Genomic DNA, 20334 nt, shown 5'->3' with positions numbered 1-20334 from the left:
CATATTTATTGAGTATTTTCACTGTGGTGAGCCTTGTGGCAACCACCTGGATGGGACGATGACTGCTCTGCGCCTTCCTTTTATTTTGATGCTCGCTGGCGTTCTTGGCCTGGCGGGTTGCAGCGTTCACCAACCGGTGTCGCTGTATCAGCTGGACAGCGGAAGTCCGGCTCCGCCTGCGCAAAGCGCGGGCATGGCTGTATTACTGGGCCCGGTAACAGTCGCTGATTACCTGCAACGCGAAACGTTGTTGCAGCGACAGCCGGATGGCAGCCTGCAAGCGTCGGCTGATGGTCGTTGGGCGGGTAGCCTGTCGTCGGATATCGATCAGTTGCTGCTGCGTCAGGTCGCCGGTCATCTGGACAGCCAGCGCGTAGTGCTGGCGCCAGCGACAGTGGGCTTCAGGCCTGATGTGCAGGTTCTTCTGACGATTACTCGCCTGGACTCGGGTGAGGCGCAACCGGCGATCCTTGATGCGCAATGGCGTCTGATCGACCGTCGTGGCCAGGTTCGTGATAACCGCATTATTCACCTGCAGGAACAGCATGCCGGTGGCACAGCGGCTCAGGTTCAGGCTCAGGGTGTATTGCTGCAGCGTCTGGCCGAGCAGCTTTCGGTGGCCCTCAAGCCGCTGGCTAATCAGCCGCCGATTGCCGAAGCGCCAAAAAAACCGGCTACCAAGCCTGTGGCACCGGCAGCCGAGCAAGAGAAACAGCCGAAGATCCCGATGGCGTCGCCGATCCGGACCGATATGGAAGTGTTCAGGTTCTAAGCCTGGATTGATCCAAGAACAAAGCCCGCCATGTGCGGGCTTTGTTGTTTCTGCAGGTTGGAAATCTCCGTTGCCTGTCCTGACGCCTTCGCGAGCAAGCCCGCACACATTCGATTGAGTTCCTTCAGAGGGAATGCGATTAAATGTGGGAGCGGGCTTGCTCGCGAAGGCGTCGGGACAGGCAACAAAAAGCCCGCAGACGATTACTCGTCTGCGGGCTTTTTCATAGCGGGGCTATTTACGCCCGGCGCTCATGCATCCGCGCCAGTTGCCGCTCCAGCATCGACGGATAAGGCTCCATCAGTCGCTCTACGCAACAAGCGCCTTCCGGGCTTGCGATCGGTCGGATTCGTGCGCGCTGGCGGATCAGCGCGTCGTCACCGATCTTGCGCTCCACCAGCAGCAGGTTACGGCTGTGTTGCGACAGGGCCAGCGCATCCTGAGCGGTTTCGGTCAGCAGCAGATCAATCTGGCTCAGACCGAACAGCTCGTCACCCAAGGTCAGGCCCAGTTGCAATTGCAGGGTGATGCCGCTGTCGGCGACTTCGATCTGCAACTGATGGCCCAGAGCCCGCAACAACTCACCGCAACAGATGGCATTGGTCAGGTAGTCATCGCCGCTGTCTTCGGTATGGAACAGCATCAGCGTGCTGCCATCGTTCAGGGTATGCAGCTCGCTCTGGTAGAGCGAGGCGGCCTGATCGAGGCAGTCGCGATAGCGTTTGAGCAGTTCTTCCAGGCGTGTGCGGGGCAGACGACGCAGTTGATCCTGAGCGCCCAGTTGCACGGCCAGCACCGCGCTGTGCTGCGGCACGTTCGATAGTTGCGGTTTGGCTACCGGTTTCGGCGCGGTCGAAGCTGATTCATCACGCAGGTCGGCAAATGCATCGTCGTCATCATCGTCTTCAACGGTGCTGACAATGCGCCGTGGCGCAGGTTTGAGGCCGGCCACAGGTTTGGTTTCATCGAAACTCGGGTCACGCAAATTGCGCACTTCGAAGGTCGGCTCGTTATCGTCCGCGTCTTCGTAGTCGCTTTCGTCGTACTCAGGCTCGGGAACAGGTTCCGGCTCGGCGAGCTCTGGCGCAAAGTCGGCGTGCAGCTGGCGGGCCAGATCGCCAATCTCATCCTGACGCTCGGTGGCCGGGGTGTATTCGTCGATATGGCGCAGCCACACCCGCAATTGCAGCAACGGCGTGGAGATGTGCCGACCCAGGCGCAGGCTCAAGGCCAGGGACAGCGCCAGCAGAATCGCGCTCAAAATGCCCATGCTTTGCAGGCTGATGGTCATCGGCTGCTGGAACTGATCCATGTCCAGGCTGATGCGCAGTTGCCCGGCGGTCACGTCCTGGAAGGTGATCTTGCTCTGGTACATGCCTTCGGCTTCGCCCAGCAGGCTATGCTTGGGGCGCTGACCGGCTTCGGCGAGGATGCGGTTATCCACGCTGTAGATGGCAGCGTGAGCCACCAGCTTGTTTTTGGTCAGGTTATTGAGCAGCACGTTGAGGCTGAGGATGTCGTTGGACACCAACAGCTCCGTGGCGGACGTGGCAGTCTGGGTGGTCAGGCTCTCGCCCAGGGCATCTGCCTGCTCGTGCATGGCCTGCTTGAACTGCAAACCCATCACACAGGCATAGATCACCAGGGCCAGAGCGACCAGGATCACGTTATGGCTGGCGATGCGCAATGCAATCGGTACACGGCGGTGGCGCAGTGCACGGAAGATCAGCAGAAAGAAGTTATCGGTTTTTACTGGCGTGGGCCGGTTCACTTGAGCTCGGCTCTTTTGTCCGTGAAGTTGACGCGCAGTATAGCGACAGGCCCTAGACCGTCAAAGCGCTCACGGTGCCCGATGGTCACTGAAAGTGGGTAGAATGCGGTTTTTTTCCACCTGCGGGGGTGCGCCTTGCGCGAAATCGTCCTGATAAACATCACGGGAGTCGACCGTCCGGGTCTGACTGCGGCCATTACCGGCGTTCTGGCCCAGGGTGGTGTGAACATTCTCGACATCGGTCAGGCGGTGATCCACGACACGTTGTCGTTCGGCATCCTGGTTGAAATTCCTGACACCGAGCAAGGCAAGTCGGTGCTCAAGGACATCCTGTTCACGGCGTACAAGCTCGATCAGCAGGTGCGTTTCACGCCGGTGTCCGAAGAGGATTACCAGCAGTGGGTCGGCAATCAGGGCAAGAAACGCCACATAGTGACCCTGTTGACCCGCAAAGTGACCGCCGGGCAATTGCAGGCCGTGAGTTCGATCACCGCTAAATATGGCCTGAACATCGACCACATCGATCGTCTGTCCGGGCGCATGCCACTGGACACCCCGGCCGATCAGGGCAAGGGCTGCATCGAGTTTTCCGTTCGTGGCGAAGCGGCTGATCCACAAGCGCTGCGGGCCGAATTCCTCAGCGTCGCGCAAGAGCTGAACGTCGACATCGCCTTCCAGGAAGATTCGCTGTTCCGTCGTAACCGCCGTCTGGCGGTGTTCGACATGGACTCGACGCTGATCGAGGCCGAAGTGATCGACGAACTGGCCAAGGCTGCCGGTGTGGGCGATCAGGTGTCTGCGATCACCGAGCGGGCGATGGCCGGCGAATTGGACTTCCGCGCCAGCTTCAAGGAGCGCCTGGCCTTGTTGAAAGGGCTGGACGTCAGCGTACTGGATTCCATCGGCGCCTCCCTGCGTCTGACCGAAGGTGCCGAAACCCTGTTCGCCGAACTCAAGCGTCTGGGCTACAAGACCGCCATCCTGTCGGGCGGCTTTACCTACTTCGCCAAGCAATTGCAGGCCAAGCTGGGTATCGACTATGTGTTCGCCAACGAACTGGAAGTGGTCGACGGCAAGGTCACCGGTGTAGCGGTCGAGCCAATTGTCGATGCGCAGCGCAAGGCGGATCTGCTGAAGGAACTGGCGCACAAGGAAGGTTTGCGTCTGGAGCAGACCATTGCGGTTGGCGACGGCGCCAACGATTTGCCAATGCTGGCGATTGCCGGGTTGGGCGTGGCTTTCCGTGCCAAGCCGCTGGTCAAGCAGTCGGCGAAGCAGGCGATTTCCACTCTTGGGCTGGATGGCGTGCTTTATCTGCTGGGCTTCCGGGATCGCGACGGGCAGCTCTAAGAAAGATTTGCTTTTGTGGCCCCCGGTTAAAGCGACTTCCACAACGAATCAAAATCCTCCTCAGCGCCGCTCACCGCGGCGTTGTCGTTTTTGGCTACCTCCAGTGGACGGTAGGCGAACTGATTAAAACTGTTAGTGCTCGCCACCCGCCGTTCCAGCCCGACCCGGCGTTCCTCGCCGTGGGTATTGATCATGATCTTGTTGCCCTCCTGAAAGGGCAGGCGCGGTGCGAGCAGAGTGGCCGGCAGGTCGATGGCGCTGATTTGCGGCAGTAACAGACCGCGAAGGTATTGGCTGTGGTCATCATGGGTGCGCACCAGTTGCAGGCCGCAAGGCTCGGCGCAGGGCGCTACCTGCTCGACGCCCATCTGCGTGCCACCGCCGCGCACCTGGCGGATCCAGCGCACCACCGCGATGCTCCAACCCTGACCGGCCGCGTCCTCGATACCGACCATCTCACCCGCCTGTAATTCGGCCGGCACAGCGGCGGGCCAGGCCAGGCAGTAACCGCCGGGGCTGTGATTGACCACTGACAGGACATGGGTCGGGAAGTGCTGATTGCGGTCGGCTGCTTCGTGGCTGTCGTCATTCTGAAGCTGCGGGTATTCGATCTCTTCGTAGGGCAATAGAGCGTCTGCATTGCCTTGGGGGGCGGCGTCGAAGGCCTGGTGCCATTGGTCCTTTTCCCGGCCGGACGCCGACGTTACCGAAAATTGTGCAGGCCGGGCGCCGTGGTTTTTCAGGATGTCGCTGAATGAGCGTTGCCCACCCAGATAAAAGTGCAGCGCGCTCATGCCTATGCACAGGGTCAGCGTGCCTTGGCCGACGGTGCGCTGGAAACTGCGCTCGGCAGTCTGGCCCCAGGCGGCATAAAGGTGTTGCAACGTATCCAGGCTTAACCCTGCTGGCACGGGCAGTGGCGATGAACTGTCATTTTTTTGCAAATGAGCTTCAATCGCCGCGACCAACGGCTGCGGATCAATCCCCAATAAGCTCTCTTGCTGCTCGGCCCGGAACTTGGTGCGGTAACGCGGTCCGGTGTCGAGGTCTGGCGAGACGGCAAACAGCCCGGTGGCCGGTTTGCCGGGTTGCAGCTTGATCCATTGGCTCCAGGGCTCCAGCACCTCGGCAACCCGGGCAATCTGGTGCTGGCGCAGTTGGTTGCAGCGTGAGGCGCCCAGCAGCAAGGCGACCACGTACGTCTGTTCGGTGCTCAGGTTTTGCGTCTGGCTGGCCAACTCATCGCGCAGGCTCGTGTGCTGGAGTCGGTGCGCGCAGGCGATCCGGTAGAGCTGATGCAGTTCCAGCCACAGGCCTTCCGGCACGGGGCAATAGAGTTTGGTAGAGCGAATCAGCGGCCCGTTCAGGCAATGGATCGCCCGTTGCAGCGCCTGGGTCAGCAGCGGCGCACGGTCCTTGCTGAGCTTCGGTGTGATGCGCACGACAATCTGTTTATAACCAATGGCCAAATGACTCTGCAGCGCCTGACAGAGGTTGGCGATCTTGCGCGAACGCTCGTCGAGGGCAATCGACTGATGCAGGAAATGCTGCTCAAGGTGTCTGCAGACGTAATACACCTCGGGCCGCAGCAGTTCGAGCAATTGCAGGCGATTATCGCTGGGCGTGAGCAGCTGGTTGAGTTCGCTCAAGCCTTGATACAGCTGGCGAGCGGTTTCGCCGATGTTGGCTTTGGGCAGGTTGGCGATCCAGCGCTTGAGATCACGCGGGGTGGCTTCACAGAACGACAGGCGCAACTGCGACGGGATCGGGGCGCGTAGCAACAGGTGGGGACTGGTCTCATCCATGCCGTGGAAAAACTCCAACCGGTAAATGGGCAGTGAATAACCTGACTGTAGCAGCTATGGATTTTTACCGTTTGTCTGTCAGTCGAGTGCCATCCGGACGTACTACTAATCTGACACTCGTGCGACTGGATACGCACAGTCGTACGGCCTGCTGCCTACGCAGGGCAGGTCTCTTTGTAACTTCAAGGAGATGAAGTTTATGTCTAGATACGTAGTAGCAAATCAATGGGGCGGTAGTTCGGCACCCTGGCATCCGGGCGGAGACTGGACGTTAGGCGCGCGGGACAACCAGAACGTTGTCGCGATCGAGATCAAATCGGGCGATGGCGGGAAGAGTTTCACCGGCACCATGACGTATGCGGGTGAAGGTCCCATTGGCTTCAAGGCTCAGCGCACGGGCCAGAACCAGTACAACGTTGAAAATCAGTGGGGCGGCAACGATGCCCCCTGGCATCCGGGTGGCAAATGGGTCATCGGAGGTCGGGATAATCAGAACGTTGTGGCGTTGAGCGTAACCTCCAGTGATGGAGGGAAAAACCTCAGTGGCACCAATACCTACGCCAACGAAGGGCCGATCGGCTTCCGTGGACAGATAGAGTAACGGCACCACCGAAATGTCCGACCCCGCGAAGACGTTCGCGGGGTCGGATCAGGGGATCAGGCTTTTGCCAGGCCCATGCTCTGGCCTATCTGCACCGGCGAACCGGCTGCCAGCTCTTCAGCCCACTTCACTTGATCAGGCCCGAACAGCACGACAGCGGTCGAACCCAGTTTGAACCGACCCAGTTCTGCACCTTTCTCCAAATGGATCGGCGCACGGGCGGCTTCGTCGTAGCGGAAGGTTTTCAGCTCGCGTTTTGGCGGCGTGACCAACCCGGCCCAGACGGTTTCGATCGACGCAACGATCATCGCGCCCACTAGCACCACGGCCATCGGCCCGCGCTCGGTGTCAAAAATGCACGCCACACGCTCGTTGCGGGCGAACAGCTCCGGAACGTTTTCGGCGGTGGTCTGGTTGACCGAGAAGATCCGGCCCGGGATGTAGACCATCTCGCGCAGGGTGCCGGCCAGCGGCATGTGCACGCGGTGGTAGTCCTTCGGCGACAGATAAATAGTCGCGAAATCACCGCCCATGAACGGCGCTGCGTTGGCAGCGTCGCCGCCCAGCAATTCCAGCACGCTGAAGCTGTGGCCCTTGGCCTGGAACACACGACCGTGTTCGATCGGGCCAAGTTGGCTGACCGCGCCGTCGGCCGGGCTGAGGATCGCGCCTGGCGTTTCGTCCAGCGGGCGAGCGCCGTCCTTCAAGGCGCGAGTGAAGAACGCATTGAAGTGCTCGTAGGCCGTCAGGTCTTCGACCAGTGCCTGCGACATATCCACCTGATAACGCTTGGCGAACCAGGCGGTGAAGGCGTTCTTGAACCAGCGCACGCGGCATTCGGCAATGCAGCCGGCCAGTCGCGACAACAGGTGATGGGGCAGCAGGTATTGGCTGAGGATAAACAAACGCTTATTCATTAACTGTCCTTAAAAAACCTTAAATCTCTACGGGCGTATCGGGGTGGTTGCCCCATTCGCCCCAGGAACCGGCGTAGCCTTTGACCCGCGGATAACCGAGGGATTTGGCCACCAGATAGGTGAAGCCAGAACGATGGTGAGTCTGGCAGTGGGTAATCACTTCTTTGTCTTTGCTGATCCCGAGCTTTTCCAGGATCTGCGGCATGTCGGTGCGGATGCGCAGGTTGCGCGCCTGATCCATGCCCGCGGTCCATTCGAAATTGACCGCGCCGGGAATGTGCCCGGCCTTGGCCGCCAGGACTTTCTCGCCGGAGTACTCCAGCGGCCCGCGTGCGTCCCAGATCGCCAGGTCGGCGGCACCGAGACGGCTTTGCAGGTACTCGCGGGTGGCGGTGGGTTCGTCGTGCAAGGTCAACGCAACCGGGCCGCCGACCGCTGCCGGGATCTGGATCGACATGGGCAAGCCTTCTGCCAGCCAGGCCTTCAGGCCGCCGTCGACATAGTGGTACTTGCTGTGGCCGATGACATCCAGCAGCCAGATAAAGCGCCCGGCCCAACCGCCGCCTTCGTCGTCATAGACGACGTAGACCGCATCGGGGCTGTGTCCCAGCTCACCGAACAACGCTTCGAGCGCCGCTTGCGGCGGCATCAGTCCCGGCGCAGGCGCGTGACCGAGTTGCGTGCGTTTCGGATCGACAAAGCGCGCACCTGGGATATGCCCTTCGGCATAGCGGGCGCTGCTGGTCAGGTCCACCAGAATCAGTTCGCGGGCGTCGAGACGGGGGAGCAAGTCGCTCGGCTCGATCACCAGCGGCAAGCCAGAGAAGTCAGACATGTGAGGTCTCCAGAACACAAAGGGGAGGATTGTAGCGCAGCGTCATTGGCCGCGGTGGCTAAAGCTGTGCAGTGCCTTTTCGATGCACTGCGCGGTTTTGCCGAAGGCTTGCACGGTGATTTCAGAGAACGGCCCGCCGCTCTGATCCGCCACCACAATCATGATCACCCGACCATTATTGACCAGTGAACGCAGCAGCAAGTGTTCGCCGCCGAACTGTGAGCGCAGGCTGGCCGGTAACAGGGCGGAAAATTGTGCGTTGTTGGTCGGCGTCAGGCGTACCTGGGCCTGCTGCGAGAGCAGGCGTTGCAGCACGGTGCTCTGGCTGACGACGAAGTTCAGACCGGCCACTTCTTTTGACAGCCCGGCCGTCTGGTGCACTCGCAGATTGTCATGGGTGCGGTCGGCCATCAGGATCATCACCCGACGCATGCCGCACGCGACCAAAGCGTCCCGGGCAGAGGTGGTCAAGTGCATGGCATTGGTGAAACGACTGGGCTCGACCAGCAACTCGGCACACTGTCTGCGCCATTTCGCCAGGTCTTCGGCAGTCGGTGCCGGGGCCGGCAGCAAGCCGGCGTGAACGCGGTTCATGCCCCACGGCCAGATCAGTGAAACGGCCGGGTGCCAAAGGTCTGGCATCGCATGATGACGGGCGCTGTTGGCGGCCTGTTGGTGCAACTGCTGCTGCACTTCATCCATCGGCATTTGCAGGTAAAGACTGGTCAGGTACTGCCAGCGCTCACTGTGTGGACTGTCCCAGGCCTGTTGCGCCGACAGCGCCAGACCGTTGGCCAGCAGCACCGTATTGGCCGGTTGATTGAGCCAGCGGCGCAGGGTCGGATCGTCATCGAGGCGGTTCTGCTGGCGTAATGGATGATCGCTGTCGCGCGCGATGCGCAGCACTTTCACCAGCTCACGTTGCTCGTTGAGCAGCAGCCGATACCCCTGCTGCACCCAGATCGGCAGGCGCCAGATGTCCACGAGCGCCAGGCAGATTTCCAGCAGGCGAGCGCCGAACAATTGCTTTTCGACTTTGCGCGCCGACTCGCCTTTGTGCATGACCCGCAGCTCCCACTCTTCGAGCAACTGCGGATGGGTCAACGCCATCGGCCAAAGCGGCGAGAGAAACAGCAGGCTGCCCCAGTGGATGTCCTGCCACAGCCGCGCCAGGCGACTGGCGAAAAAACCGTTGGCCTGTTGGGTCGCGTGCTGGCTGATCAGCTGCAATTGACGCAGGGCAACCGGGATTTCGGATTGAGGTTCGGCAGGCAGGCGGGCGAGCAATTCTTCGGTGCGCTTCAAACCGAGGCGATTGATCGCCACCTCAAGGTTTTCCGCAGGCTCGGTCATGCTGCCATGGGTGTGGCGATTGGCTTCGCGAATCACGCTCAAGGCCAGCGCCGGGCTGTCCTGTATCAGTTCGGCGATATCGCGCAGGGAGCTGCGGCTGTTGGCGATGGCCTTGCAGACACGGTCATGACTGGCTTGCGGAACCGGCAGGCGCACGCCATCGAGAAGCTTGACCCAGCCTTCGAGAGTGGTTGGTTTTGGAGTTGGAACGTTCGTTTCGTTAGCCATGGTTGGACGCGATCACCGTCTGCATTACCTATGCCCGGAGCGGGCCAAATTGGCTTTTCGCCTGAACTGGCTATAGTCTGGCGCAGTTTTGCCGATAAGTAGAAGAAGAGATTTTTTAACTTCCGAATATGACCTTGAACCCGACTCAGTAAGTGCTCTCCTACCTATGGCTAAAATAATCGGCATCATCGTCGTATTCGCGAGCGTGCTCGGCGGATACGTGCTCTCCCACGGCAAAATTGCCGCCCTGATCCAGCCCTTCGAGGTGATGATTATCGGTGGTGCGGCCCTTGGTGCATTCCTGCAGGCCAACCCCGGTTACATGACGATGCACGTGCTCAAGAAGTCCTTGGGCATGTTCAGTTCGCGCTTCAACCACACGTTCTATCTGGAAGTGCTGGGCCTGATCTACGAGATCCTCAACAAGAGCCGCCGCGAAGGCATGATGGCAATCGAAGGCGACATCGAAGATGCCGCTGCGAGCCCGATTTTCGCCAAGTACCCGGCTGTGCTCAAAGACGAACGCATGACCGCGTTCATCTGTGATTACCTGCGCATCATGTCCTCCGGCAACATGGCTCCCCATGAGCTTGAAGGCCTGTTCGACATGGAGCTTTACAGCCTCAAGGAAGACCTCGAGCATCCGTCCCACGCGGTAAACGGCATTGCCGACGCCATGCCTGGTTTCGGTATCGTCGCGGCGGTACTCGGTATCGTGGTGACCATGGCTTCCCTGGGTGAGGGCGATCAGAAATCCATCGGCCTGCACGTCGGTGCGGCCCTCGTCGGTACCTTCTTCGGTATTCTCGCGGCGTACGGTTTCTTCGGTCCGCTGGCCCACTCCCTGGCTCACGATGCCAAGGAAGAACTCAACGTCTACGAAGCCATCAAGGCCTCGCTGGTCGCTTCGGCTTCCGGTATGCCGCCATCGCTGGCGGTAGAGTTCGGTCGCAAGGTTCTGTACCCGGCGCACCGTCCTAGCTTTGCTGAGCTGGAACAAGCGGTTCGCGGTCGTTAAGTCATGGAAAATAACCAGCCGATAATCATCAAGCGCGTCAAGCGCATCGCCGGCGGGCATCACGGGGGCGCCTGGAAAATCGCCTTCGCGGACTTCGCGACGGCGATGATGGCGTTCTTCCTGGTGCTGTGGCTGCTGTCCACCGCAACACCCGAACAGAAGATCGCCATCGCCGGTTACTTCAAGGACCCGGTCGGCTTTTCCGAAAGCGGCACGCCGTACATCATCGATCTGGGCGGCACGCCGACCCTGGCGCCGGAGAACACCCTCAACCCCGAGGTGAAATCTCAGCCGCAGCCAGACAAGGTGACCATCGACGCCGAGCAGGTTGAAGGCATGGCCGAACAGGTCGAGAAGGAACGTCTCGAACTGTTGCTGCAAGAACTGCAGAACAAGGTCGAAGAGAACCCGCAACTCAAGAAATTCAAAGACCAGATCCTGTTCGAGATCACGCCGGACGGTTTGCGCATCCAGATCGTGGACGCCGAAAATCGGCCGATGTTCGACTCCGGCAGTGCCCGTCTGAAGCCGTACTTCGAAGACATCCTGCTGGCCATGGCTGACACCATCAAAGCGGTGCCGAACAAGATCAGCATCAGCGGCCACACCGATGCCAAGCCGTACACGGGCACCGGTGACTTTGGTAACTGGGAGCTCTCGGCCAACCGTGCCAACGCGGCACGTCGTGCGCTGATCGCTGGCAGCTATCCTGATGCACAGGTGGCGCGGGTCGTCGGTTATGCCTCGTCGGCGTTGTTCGATCGCGAGCACCCGTTCAATCCGGTCAATCGCCGTATCGACATTATTGTGCTGACCAAGAAAGCCCAGCGTGCCATCGAAGGTTCGCAAGGTGCGGAGCCGGCTTCAGAACCAACGCCGACGCAAGGGCAGGGCGGCCCGGGCGAAGTGCCCGCCACGCCAGTCGATCCGAATGCGTTGCCGGCGGATAAAGAACCGTTGCCGGCGCATGAGCTTCGCGAGCGGTTGAATCTGTTTGATAATCCGGCACCGAAACCGGGTGAGCCGCCCAAGCAGTGACCCATGAAAAAGCCGACAGTGATGTCGGCTTTTTTGTGCCTGTCGTTTGTGCGTCGGGAGATTGCCTGCGGTTCATTGAGCGCCGATCCCCCGTTGGGAAACGTCCTTCGTGGGTTGGGGACCGTTCCTACATCTATCCGATAATCCCCTTGGTAGGGTGCTCGCCAATTTCGCGTGCACAGACCATGGACGGTTTGGACATCGCGCTTCATCTCCTCTTTGCTTAAGGATAAGCGTATGTTCGGATCGGCCAATACGGCGCACTTCGCGCTGCACATTCCCACTGTTCGTAACGATTTCAAAGTCCTCGCCTTTGACGGTGTTGAGGCCATCAGTGCTTTGTATGCGATCCAGGTTGAACTGGTCAGCGAAAATCCTGATTTCGATCTGGAGAGTCTGCTCAGCCAACCTGCATTCCTCCAGTTCGGTCTTAACGGCGAAGGCCTTCATGGCCATATCGAAGAGGTGTTCGTCGGTGAACCCGGTAAACGCCTGACCCGTTATCACCTGACCCTTGTACCGACGCTGCACTACTTGCAGTTCAGCTACGACCAACGGATTTTCCAGAACCTGACGGTGCCGCAAATTATTGCTCAGGTGCTCAAAGGTCACGGCATTCAGGCCGATGCGTTTGCGTTCCATGTCAGCACCAGCCCCGAGCGCGAATACTGCACGCAATATGGGGAAAGCGATTTCGAGCTAGTCCAGCGCCTGTGCGCCGAGGACGGCATCGCATGGCATCACCAGCATTCGGCAGACGGTCATGTGCTGGTGTTCACCGACGACCAGACCTGGTTCCCCAAACTGGGCGAAACCCCTTACCAACAAGACTCCGGCATGGTGGCGGACAACCCGGTCGTCAGCCAGTTTTCCACGGGTTTTCGCAGCCGAACCAGCACGACAACGCGTCGGCACTACGACTTTCAACGCCCGAGTCTGTTGCTGGAAAGCCGCTTCACTGCCGAGTTCAGCCCTGAGCTCGAAGACTATCGCTACCCCGCATTGATCGAGAACGAAAAACGCGGCAAACAACTCGCTCGCCAGGCCTTGGAGCGTCACCGTGCCGATTACCAGTTGGTCGAGGGCAACAGCGATCAGCCGACTCTGCGCTGCGGTCACTTGTTCGACTTGACAGAGCATCCGCGCGAAGGCTGCAACGATTTGTGGTTATTGCTCAACGTGACACACGCTGGAAAACAGCCTCAGTCACTGGAAGAGGCCATCACCAGCGACGTCAAACCTGAAGACGGCTTTACCCAGGGCTATTGCAACAGCTTCAGCGTCATTCCGTGGGACGTGTTTTACCGGCCGCCGATGCGTACAAGAAAAACGCTGCTGGTCAGCCAGACTGCCCGTGTGACCGGACCGGTCGGCGAGGAGATCTATTGCGATGAGTATGGTCGCGTCAAAGTCGAATTTCATTGGGACAGGGCCGAACTCAACAGTGAAAAAAGCAGTTGCTGGCTGCGGGTATCGACCAACTGGGCAGGTAAAAATTTTGGCGCGGTGACCATTCCGCGTATCGGCATGGAAGTCGCCGTCACTTTTCTGGACGGCAATCCCGATAATCCGCTCATTACCGGGTGCGTGCCGAACAAGGTCAATGCGGTGCCATACCCCTTGCCCGAGCACAAAACCAAAACCGTATTGCGCAGCTACAGTTCCCCGAAAACAGGCGGTTACAACGAACTGTCGATTGAAGACCGCGCCGGGCAGGAAAAAATCTACCTGCGCGCCGAACGCGACCTCGACCAACTGATCCTCAACGACAGCGACACCAAGATTGGCAACGACCGCCGCGAACAGATCACCCGCGACAGCCACAGCCTGATCGGTAACGACCGCTTCGAACAGGTGGACAACCACAGCACTAGCCTGATCAAGGGCGACGAATTGCACACCACCCAAGGTGCTCGCAACACAGTGATCGGCGGCAACGAGGTGATCTCTATCACCGGCAACAGCAGCACAACAGCGGATGGCACGCTCGTGATTCAGGCTGGACCGCACGCTCATGTCACTGCCGCCAATGTGGTGATAAAGGGTGACCAGAGCTTGACGTGGGAATGTGGCGGTCACCACATCATCATCAACGCAAGCGGGATATTCAGCAGCGTGGCCATTGTCGTGGGTGGTTCACCGCTAACTGGCCTACCCGGGCAGGCGGCACTGTCAGCAGCTCCCCAAGCCGCCGAAGCTGTGGTTATCGACACCCTTCCCATGGAAGCGCTACTCAAACAGAACATCGTCTTTCGTGAGGCCGATTCCGGCATTTGCCCGGTATGCACCGTCGCCCAGGAAACCCAGGAAGCACAGAGGGGTGAAGTATGACCCCGGTCGTCCCGAACAAAGGATTGCTCCTGCTTGATGGCGCCCAGTACGAAGGCGCTATCGATTGGCTTAACGAGCACTACGCCGCAGATTCTCCTCAGTCGCTATTCAAGGGGACCGCTTATGAGCCGATCAGCGCAGCAGGGCCTTTTCTGCTGAATGCCTCGATTGGCAGCGCAGCCTATGCCGCGTGGTGGGGCGGCACCGACTTGCAACACGGTGTTTGGCTAGCTTCTCCCCTGAGCATTCAGCAATTGCTCCCGATCCTGCAACGTCGCTTGCGCATTTTTGATGAATACCAGCGAGAGCTGTGGTTGCGCCTTGCGGATGGCTCGGTTCTGCGACGCGCCTGTTTAGCGGGAGCGCAATGGCCAGCAGGCTTTTGGTTTGGTGTGGAAAGCGTCTGGCTACGCCATGGCAACGCGCCAGTGTGCGCTTGGGAAAACGAAGCGCCGGAATTCGACTCAGCACCGGCCAATAAAGGTCTGGCCGCGCAAATTACCTTGCCTGAGCCGCTTCTGCATGCGCTGAGCCTTCCCGCCAACCCGGAGAAAAAACCATGAGTGCCAAGAATAAAATCCGCGTTGGAACCTGCCCGCTGTTCGCTGCCGTTTTGCCCCTGCGATACGCCCTCGGCCCAACCGTCGCTGTCGATAGCGATGCCTACGACTTGCCAGCGTTGAGCGGCTCGTTTCCCGAGTTGGGGCCTCGTCATCCTGACTTGACCGGGCACGCGCTCAATTACACCTCGCGTTTGTTGCGCGACGGTTGGCTCTACGTCTGGGAGAGCAGCCCACCCAAGTTGGTGGAGTATCAGGTCGAAAAAGCTCAGCTCACCCAAACCCCGCGTGCGGGCAGGGTGATCGACACCCGGGTCAAACCGCATCTGGTGTTAAGAGCTGGCGACCCTGCCGGATTGGTCTGGTCGCCCGTTCGCTGGAGTGAGGCGCAATACCAGGCCGCCAGAAAAGACCCCGCGGTGCGTCAGCGCATCATGCGCAGTTTTGTGCCGGGTGTTGCGCCGTTCAGTGGCAAGGTCGACACCGTCACCAAGCAGATTGGCGAATACACCGATGCGACGAGCTATGGCTGGAGCGCGGAGCCCGAAACGGAGCACGCACCCGACTGGTTGAAAGTGCTCAAACAGATGGGGCGTTGCGAACAGCAGACCTTCGCCGTCATAGATGATGCATGGGGCGTGCTGCTCGACCTCGCCGCATTGATGCGTGTCCGTAAAGAAGCATTCGACAGTTACCAGGAACATCACGCTGAAACGTGGGCGATGGCCAGTGTCATCAAGTCACTGAGCGAAGGCGACCGCCAACTGAAGGCACAGTTGCCGTCCATCACTCGCTATGACGAACTTCAGCGGGCGTGGAAAGATCAAGAAACCCAGAACGACCGGTATACCGCCGACACGCGGCGTCTGGCCCAACTCTGGGTGGCGTGGTTCAACACCCTGCAATTGGCTGGACCGTCGAGCATGGACACGGCTTGCGGCCATTTCGACATCACTCAGTCGATGGCGCGTGAGGCACTGGAATTGCATTTCGCCGAAGCCTGCCTGGGGCCGGCCAGCACCAGTGTCGGGGCCGAGGCCATTACCCTCAGTCTTGAAGGTGACAAGGCCGGTAAGCCATGGTTGCTTTGGGCATTGCTTGGGTTGCCGTCACGGCTGGGTGTTGGCGAAATCAAATACCTTGTGGACTTCAGTGATGTGGCCCGAGATAACCAGGCTGCTGTTCAAGAGGGCGCCAGCAAACTTGCCAGAGCCTTTGGTTATGCTGATGCGCTGAACAAAACCGCCGACAAACTGAAGCAACACAAGCCGGCCTCAAGCGTTGAGGCTTTGTTTCTGTCCATAGCCCCGGTGGCTGGGCTGCAATTGCATCAGAGTGAAAATGCCAGTGGTGCGGCTGGGCGTTTGTACATGGCGGCAGCACTAGCCCGTAGCGATCAGCGCATCCAGACCTCGGGTGTCACATCGCGTCAGTTAGGCGAGTGGTACAGCGATCTAATGGGGACGCGGCCTGCGGTGCCTGCTCAATTAAATGTCGCACCACTGGCTAGCGGAGTGGCTGATGGTATTCCGTTCATGCATTTGGTCCCGGCCAGCACCAAGCTGCCACCATTACCGGCGAATCTGGCGGCGGGGGTTGAGCTGAGTGGTTTGTTTGATTTGAAAGGCGCGCTCAGTAAAGCGCCGATCAAATCGATTGTAACGTTGGTGGCGGGGGTGAATTTTGTTTGGGCTACGGAGCAGTTTGCCGGCCATTTAACAGCCAAAGGTGGATTCGGTGTCGCAGGGGCTCTGGTTGGTGTTGGTGCTGCAACAGCCGCCGTGCTTCAGAGGGTGGCCGAGGTTGATTGGGAATCAGCCGTCCGCCAAAGCGGTAGCGTCTCAATTTCATCACGACTACTTTTGGTCAAGGCTTTGGGGCGCGCTGCAGCTGCTGCTTTGGCGCAAGGCCTCTTTCTGGCGTTCGACGTCGTGCTTTATGGGATTGACGCCTTTGAGGCCTACAAAGCGGGCGATTTCGACACGATGGCCGCGAATTTGACGGTAGCAGGTGCTTCGCTGGCCAGTATCAAGCTCCAGGTCCAGGCCTTCCGGGCACTACGAGTCGCGCGGGCTGCTGTAATCGCAGGGGATGTGGCGACTATTGCCAGAGGAGTCAACGTGGTGCCCCATTTGGGAGCCAAGTTATTGGGTTTAGCCGTTTTAATTGTGGGCGGAGTTATCGCCCGTCTTTATACGACTGACTCGTCGCTAGAAAAATGGGTGAAGAGCAGCCGTTTCGGCATACGTCCCGACGACACCTGGTCCCACGACTATGCGCTGTCCATGGATAAGCTGTACCCAGTTCTGTTTCCCATCAGCTTTGACGCCTGCCGGTTGGCAGAAATGCATCCCTATCAAGGACAAGTAACCTCCACCTACCTAATGCTGAAACTGCCGGGAGAAAATGTGCAACTGACCGACGCCATGATTCACTTCAAGGGTGTCGAAGTCTGGGGCGATACACTCGGCTATCATTCCGATCAGATCAAAAAGGTTGAATGGACGGGCAAAGACTTTGCTAGACACAGCGGTACCCGTATTCCTGTATCCGCCGGCATTACTCCTTACCGCCGTGTTTACCATGAGGATGGAGTAAGGGACTTGAAGTGTATTGAGGGAGAATTGATCTATTCCCCACAAGATGGGCTGACGCTACCCGCGGTAAAAATCATGGAGCGAGCATGGATATGAGTACGCAAGAGGCACATCGCCACAGTGCTACCCCCACAGTCATGCTGGCAGCGGACAAACCGACTGGTGAACAGCCGATGGAGCTGTTTATTACCGATGAGCACACCGAGCATTACTTGGCGTTACAAACAGGAGGTGAATTTGATAGAGGGGCAATGGCCGGGCTCTGTGGGTGGGTTTTCATTGGTTGTATAGCCGTAGGAATTTACAGTCTTATTCAAAGCGCCGAACTGAAGGGGCTGTACATAATGCTTGGAATTGGTTTGCCGATGTTTTTGGTGCCGTTCCTATGGGAAGTCCTTCGTCCATTACCTCTTCCAATTTTGTTTAACCGCCGCACCCGTGAAGTGTATTTCGATCACGACGGCGACCTGTACCACGCCCCGTGGGATGGCATTTCAGCCGTTGCCAATGAGTTTCAACTGGTAGGCACTCAAATCGGTGGCATGCAAAACGCTTCGTTGGAAATTCGCATGTGGAAGTTTGAAGATCCGGCAACGGCGCTGATGGTCAGCCTTGGTCCACCCTTCGGCAAGTCACTGGCGATGCAAAAAGGTTTTTGGGAGTACATTCGCTCCTATATGAACAATGGCCCTTATTTCGATGAGCACGGTAACCACAGTGAGTCGGATGCGTTTGTAAAAAGCCAGTTGGCCGTGCGATTCAAAATGAGCGACAGCTTCAAGCAAACACTGGCGCAGTTAAAACAGGCGAAGAACGACGCGGGTGGAAAAAACTACTTAGGCGCCAGCGATGTTGCAAAACTGATACTCGAGCCACTGCTCTACCCGCAGGACCGAATTCAAGAACTCACCTACAGTCTTGCTAAACGCCGCTCCCGCAACCTATGGCCAAAGATTGTCACTGACCGCCTTCAAGCCAATGGCCCTACCACTCGGCTTGTCGATCTGGAACACGAGCAGGGTTATGGCGTACCGAAAGAAGGTGGATCTATCCCCTATGAGCGGTAAAAAATCAAAGAAAGAGGCATTTCCGAGAAAGGTGTAGGACGACTCCGAGACGCATAAACCGGGTTTCACTTCGCTGGAGGCTCACCTATAGTTTGCCCGTCGCCGACGAATCGGTGATCGACTTTAGCCGGTCGTTACAGATGATGCACAAGCGCCCGTATAATCGTGGCGCTTTTTGCTGCCTGGCATCTACATGTCTATGGTGGCTGTGCGTGGGACACCTTCGGGTGTGCCGGGTTCATCTGTCCGGTCGGCTAACCCGCGTACAGCTACCACCCCAATTCGTTTAGCCGCGAAAGGGTGGGAGTTTCGCCTATCAGATGAGATTCAAGCCATGTCCAAATACCACCCGCTCCAAGGCAACTTCAGCGTCGGCCCGACGCTGTACATCGACACCGAAGCCCGCGCTTCCGATCTTCTTGAAACCGCCGTTCACCGACTCAAAGCCGCGCGAAATCTGCTTAACAGCGTCACCTGCCTGTGCGTCAAAGACGCCGAAGGACACGACCTGGAGCATTTCGCCAACGCTGCGCATATGTTGATCCAAGACGGTTGTGACGCCTTGGATGCCTTGGGCTGGAAGCTGGAAAAAGCCGTACTCTGAAGATCAGAAAGCCGCGATCATCGCGGCTTTTTTGTGCCTGTCAGTAACCGCGACGAATGCGGTTCTTGAGCTGGTCATGGAACAGATCGGCATCACTCTTGTAGGTGCCTCGAATGGATTCGCTGAAGGACTCCATTCCTAACGAGCGCTCCGACATGGCCTCTTTGCGGTAGGCATCGATGAAAAAGTCGAGATCGGTATCACCACTCAGCTTCGGCCATTTATCGAGGTACAGCGGCAGCGCGCTGGAACCGATCTTGTAAGAGCAGATCCTGCGATCACTGATGGTTGCCTCGCCGATTTCGAACGGCACCCACCAGGACATGGCGGTCTCCTGCGAAACCACCGCCAGCAAGTGCGTGCATTCGGTAATGTTGCGGGTGATGACGGCTGTAATGTCGTCGGTTTGCTGGGATTCTGTGTCCAACACGTCGAGATAGGTCTTGATGTTCGCCAGTTTCAGGCGCGCATTGATGGCCATCGCCTGGACGCGGTCGGTGTGGCGGTAACTGATAAATACAGGCATCAGAAATGTCCCTTGATCGCGAGTTCGCGGTAATAGGCGCCGAGGGCGGTGAGGCGGCAGCCGGTGGAATGGATGGCGGCGTAGTACATGTGCTCGGCGTCCACCGGTTCGATCAGGCTGTGGCGATTGCACTTTTGCAACTGGGCGAAGACTTCGCCGTGGTCCGGGTCGAACGCGGCTTCCGTAGGTTCGTAGCTGGGGTCCAGCGCAAAGACATGGCTGGGTTCCGGGAACCAGTCCTTGAGTTTGCGCAGGGTCTCTTCGGCGATCAGGGGCGTGACTTCGCGCAAGGGGACAAATTGCGAGACGTTGGTTTTGAACACCGGCCGTTGTTCCCACGCTCCCAGCGCATTGTCGACAAACGAATACACGCTGCCGGGAGTGACCTTGCCCAGTACATTGGCAGCCCCGCCGTGCAGTGCTTGTAGCAACAGCCCGGTAAAGACACCGTGACCACCACCTTCCAGCGCGACCTGTTCTTTTTTGCAGGCCGTCAGGATAGTCATGCCTTCGCCGATCATACTACTGCCGCCGCGCAACCCGCGCATGGCCGCTGCCGCGCCAGCCTGGCAGCAATCAAGAATGATGATTTTGTTCTTGATGTGGGGGGCGTTGTCCGCCCAGTTCAAAATATCGCTGATGCGTATGCCTTCTACGCCGTGTCCGAAGTCCTGGGGGATGAGCAAGCCTTCGTCGATGCTGGTATCAAACTGACCGTGGCCAGCGAAGTACAGCAGCGCCACATCACAATCGCCGGAAAACAGGCTTTGGATATGCTGCTTCATGGCCGTCAGCGAAAGGTCATCTTCGGCTGAGGTCAGCACCTTGCTGCTGAAGTTCGGCCGCCCGTTGGCGTGACGCTCCAGCACCGAGGCCATGGCCATCGCGTCGTTATTGCATCCGCTCAATGGAGAGACGTGGGCGTAATGGTTTATCCCGATGAACAATCCCTTGCGCATGG

17 protein-coding genes are annotated in these 20334 nt (G+C 58.7%); 10 read left to right on the top strand and 7 right to left on the bottom strand.

The window, feature by feature from the left end:
• Positions 1 to 58 precede the first annotated feature (58 nt).
• A complete protein-coding gene (locus FQ187_RS14840; RefSeq protein WP_149630057.1) occupies positions 59 to 772 on the top strand; it encodes a membrane integrity-associated transporter subunit PqiC in 714 nt (237 codons plus the stop codon).
• Between the two features lie 238 nt (positions 773 to 1010).
• Here FQ187_RS14840 and FQ187_RS14835 read toward each other — a convergent pair whose 3' ends face one another.
• Positions 1011 to 2543 carry an AhpA/YtjB family protein gene (locus FQ187_RS14835; RefSeq protein ID WP_149630056.1) on the bottom strand — a complete coding sequence of 511 codons (1533 nt, stop codon included), beginning with the start codon at positions 2541 to 2543 and terminating at the stop codon, positions 1011 to 1013.
• Between the two features lie 135 nt (positions 2544 to 2678).
• Here FQ187_RS14835 and serB point away from each other — a divergent pair, with 135 nt between their 5' ends.
• Positions 2679 to 3893: a phosphoserine phosphatase SerB gene (gene serB, locus FQ187_RS14830; protein ID WP_008153333.1), complete on the top strand. Its 1215-nt coding sequence runs from the start codon at positions 2679 to 2681 to the stop codon at positions 3891 to 3893.
• A gap of 26 nt (positions 3894 to 3919) precedes the next feature.
• On the opposite strand, the gene FQ187_RS14825 is transcribed toward serB, so the two are convergent.
• Positions 3920 to 5698 carry a molecular chaperone gene (locus FQ187_RS14825; RefSeq protein ID WP_149630055.1) on the bottom strand — a complete coding sequence of 593 codons (1779 nt, stop codon included), beginning with the start codon at positions 5696 to 5698 and terminating at the stop codon, positions 3920 to 3922.
• 199 nt (positions 5699 to 5897) lie between these two features.
• Here FQ187_RS14825 and FQ187_RS14820 point away from each other — a divergent pair, with 199 nt between their 5' ends.
• Positions 5898 to 6299: a hypothetical protein gene (locus FQ187_RS14820; protein WP_042932429.1), complete on the top strand. Its 402-nt coding sequence runs from the start codon at positions 5898 to 5900 to the stop codon at positions 6297 to 6299.
• 56 nt (positions 6300 to 6355) lie between these two features.
• On the opposite strand, the gene asd is transcribed toward FQ187_RS14820, so the two are convergent.
• The 3 genes from asd to FQ187_RS14805 are packed head-to-tail and all read right to left on the bottom strand — an operon-like array spanning position 6356 to position 9632.
• Positions 6356 to 7216, bottom strand: a complete 861-nt coding sequence (gene asd / locus FQ187_RS14815) for an archaetidylserine decarboxylase (protein WP_149630054.1) — start codon at positions 7214 to 7216, stop codon at positions 6356 to 6358.
• A gap of 19 nt (positions 7217 to 7235) precedes the next feature.
• Positions 7236 to 8051 (bottom strand): rhodanese-like domain-containing protein, encoded by an 816-nt coding sequence (locus FQ187_RS14810; RefSeq protein ID WP_149630053.1) that lies wholly within the window; start codon positions 8049 to 8051, stop codon positions 7236 to 7238.
• A gap of 42 nt (positions 8052 to 8093) precedes the next feature.
• Positions 8094 to 9632 carry an HDOD domain-containing protein gene (locus FQ187_RS14805; RefSeq protein WP_149630052.1) on the bottom strand — a complete coding sequence of 513 codons (1539 nt, stop codon included), beginning with the start codon at positions 9630 to 9632 and terminating at the stop codon, positions 8094 to 8096.
• 166 nt (positions 9633 to 9798) lie between these two features.
• Here FQ187_RS14805 and motA point away from each other — a divergent pair, with 166 nt between their 5' ends.
• The 7 genes from motA to FQ187_RS14770 all read left to right on the top strand — a co-directional run bounded on the left by motA (position 9799) and on the right by FQ187_RS14770 (position 18847).
• Entirely contained in the window at positions 9799 to 10650 is an 852-nt protein-coding gene (gene motA / locus FQ187_RS14800; protein WP_046045709.1) for a flagellar motor stator protein MotA, read from the top strand.
• Positions 10651 to 10653: 3 nt separating this feature from the next.
• Positions 10654 to 11688 carry a flagellar motor protein MotB gene (motB, locus tag FQ187_RS14795; protein WP_149630051.1) on the top strand — a complete coding sequence of 345 codons (1035 nt, stop codon included), beginning with the start codon at positions 10654 to 10656 and terminating at the stop codon, positions 11686 to 11688.
• Between the two features lie 237 nt (positions 11689 to 11925).
• The gene (gene tssI / locus FQ187_RS14790; protein ID WP_149630050.1) at positions 11926 to 14019 is read left to right on the top strand and encodes a type VI secretion system tip protein VgrG; all 2094 of its coding nucleotides are present in this window, start codon (positions 11926 to 11928) and stop codon (positions 14017 to 14019) included.
• Positions 14016 to 14582 carry a DUF4123 domain-containing protein gene (locus FQ187_RS14785; protein ID WP_149630049.1) on the top strand — a complete coding sequence of 189 codons (567 nt, stop codon included), beginning with the start codon at positions 14016 to 14018 and terminating at the stop codon, positions 14580 to 14582. Before tssI ends, FQ187_RS14785 begins: the two co-directional genes overlap by 4 nt.
• Positions 14579 to 17272: a toxin VasX gene (locus FQ187_RS14780; RefSeq protein ID WP_149630048.1), complete on the top strand. Its 2694-nt coding sequence runs from the start codon at positions 14579 to 14581 to the stop codon at positions 17270 to 17272. The genes FQ187_RS14785 and FQ187_RS14780 overlap by 4 nt, the downstream gene beginning before the upstream one ends.
• Positions 17263 to 18243, top strand: a complete 981-nt coding sequence (locus FQ187_RS30395) for a hypothetical protein (protein WP_256667316.1) — start codon at positions 17263 to 17265, stop codon at positions 18241 to 18243. The genes FQ187_RS14780 and FQ187_RS30395 overlap by 10 nt, the downstream gene beginning before the upstream one ends.
• A gap of 334 nt (positions 18244 to 18577) precedes the next feature.
• The gene (locus FQ187_RS14770; protein ID WP_149630047.1) at positions 18578 to 18847 is read left to right on the top strand and encodes a hypothetical protein; all 270 of its coding nucleotides are present in this window, start codon (positions 18578 to 18580) and stop codon (positions 18845 to 18847) included.
• A 40-nt stretch (positions 18848 to 18887) separates the two neighbouring features.
• Here FQ187_RS14770 and FQ187_RS14765 read toward each other — a convergent pair whose 3' ends face one another.
• The gene (locus FQ187_RS14765; protein WP_149630046.1) at positions 18888 to 19373 is read right to left on the bottom strand and encodes a toll/interleukin-1 receptor domain-containing protein; all 486 of its coding nucleotides are present in this window, start codon (positions 19371 to 19373) and stop codon (positions 18888 to 18890) included.
• Positions 19373 to 20332, bottom strand: a complete 960-nt coding sequence (locus FQ187_RS14760; RefSeq protein ID WP_149630045.1) for a caspase family protein — start codon at positions 20330 to 20332, stop codon at positions 19373 to 19375. The genes FQ187_RS14765 and FQ187_RS14760 overlap by 1 nt, the downstream gene beginning before the upstream one ends.
• Between the last annotated feature and the right edge of the window lie 2 nt (positions 20333 to 20334).

This window comes from Pseudomonas sp. ANT_J28 (genome assembly GCF_008370005.1).
GTDB lineage: Bacteria > Pseudomonadota > Gammaproteobacteria > Pseudomonadales > Pseudomonadaceae > Aquipseudomonas > Aquipseudomonas frigoris.
Note: the sequence above shows the minus strand (reverse complement) of the source record. Positions and strands in the feature narration are given on the sequence as shown.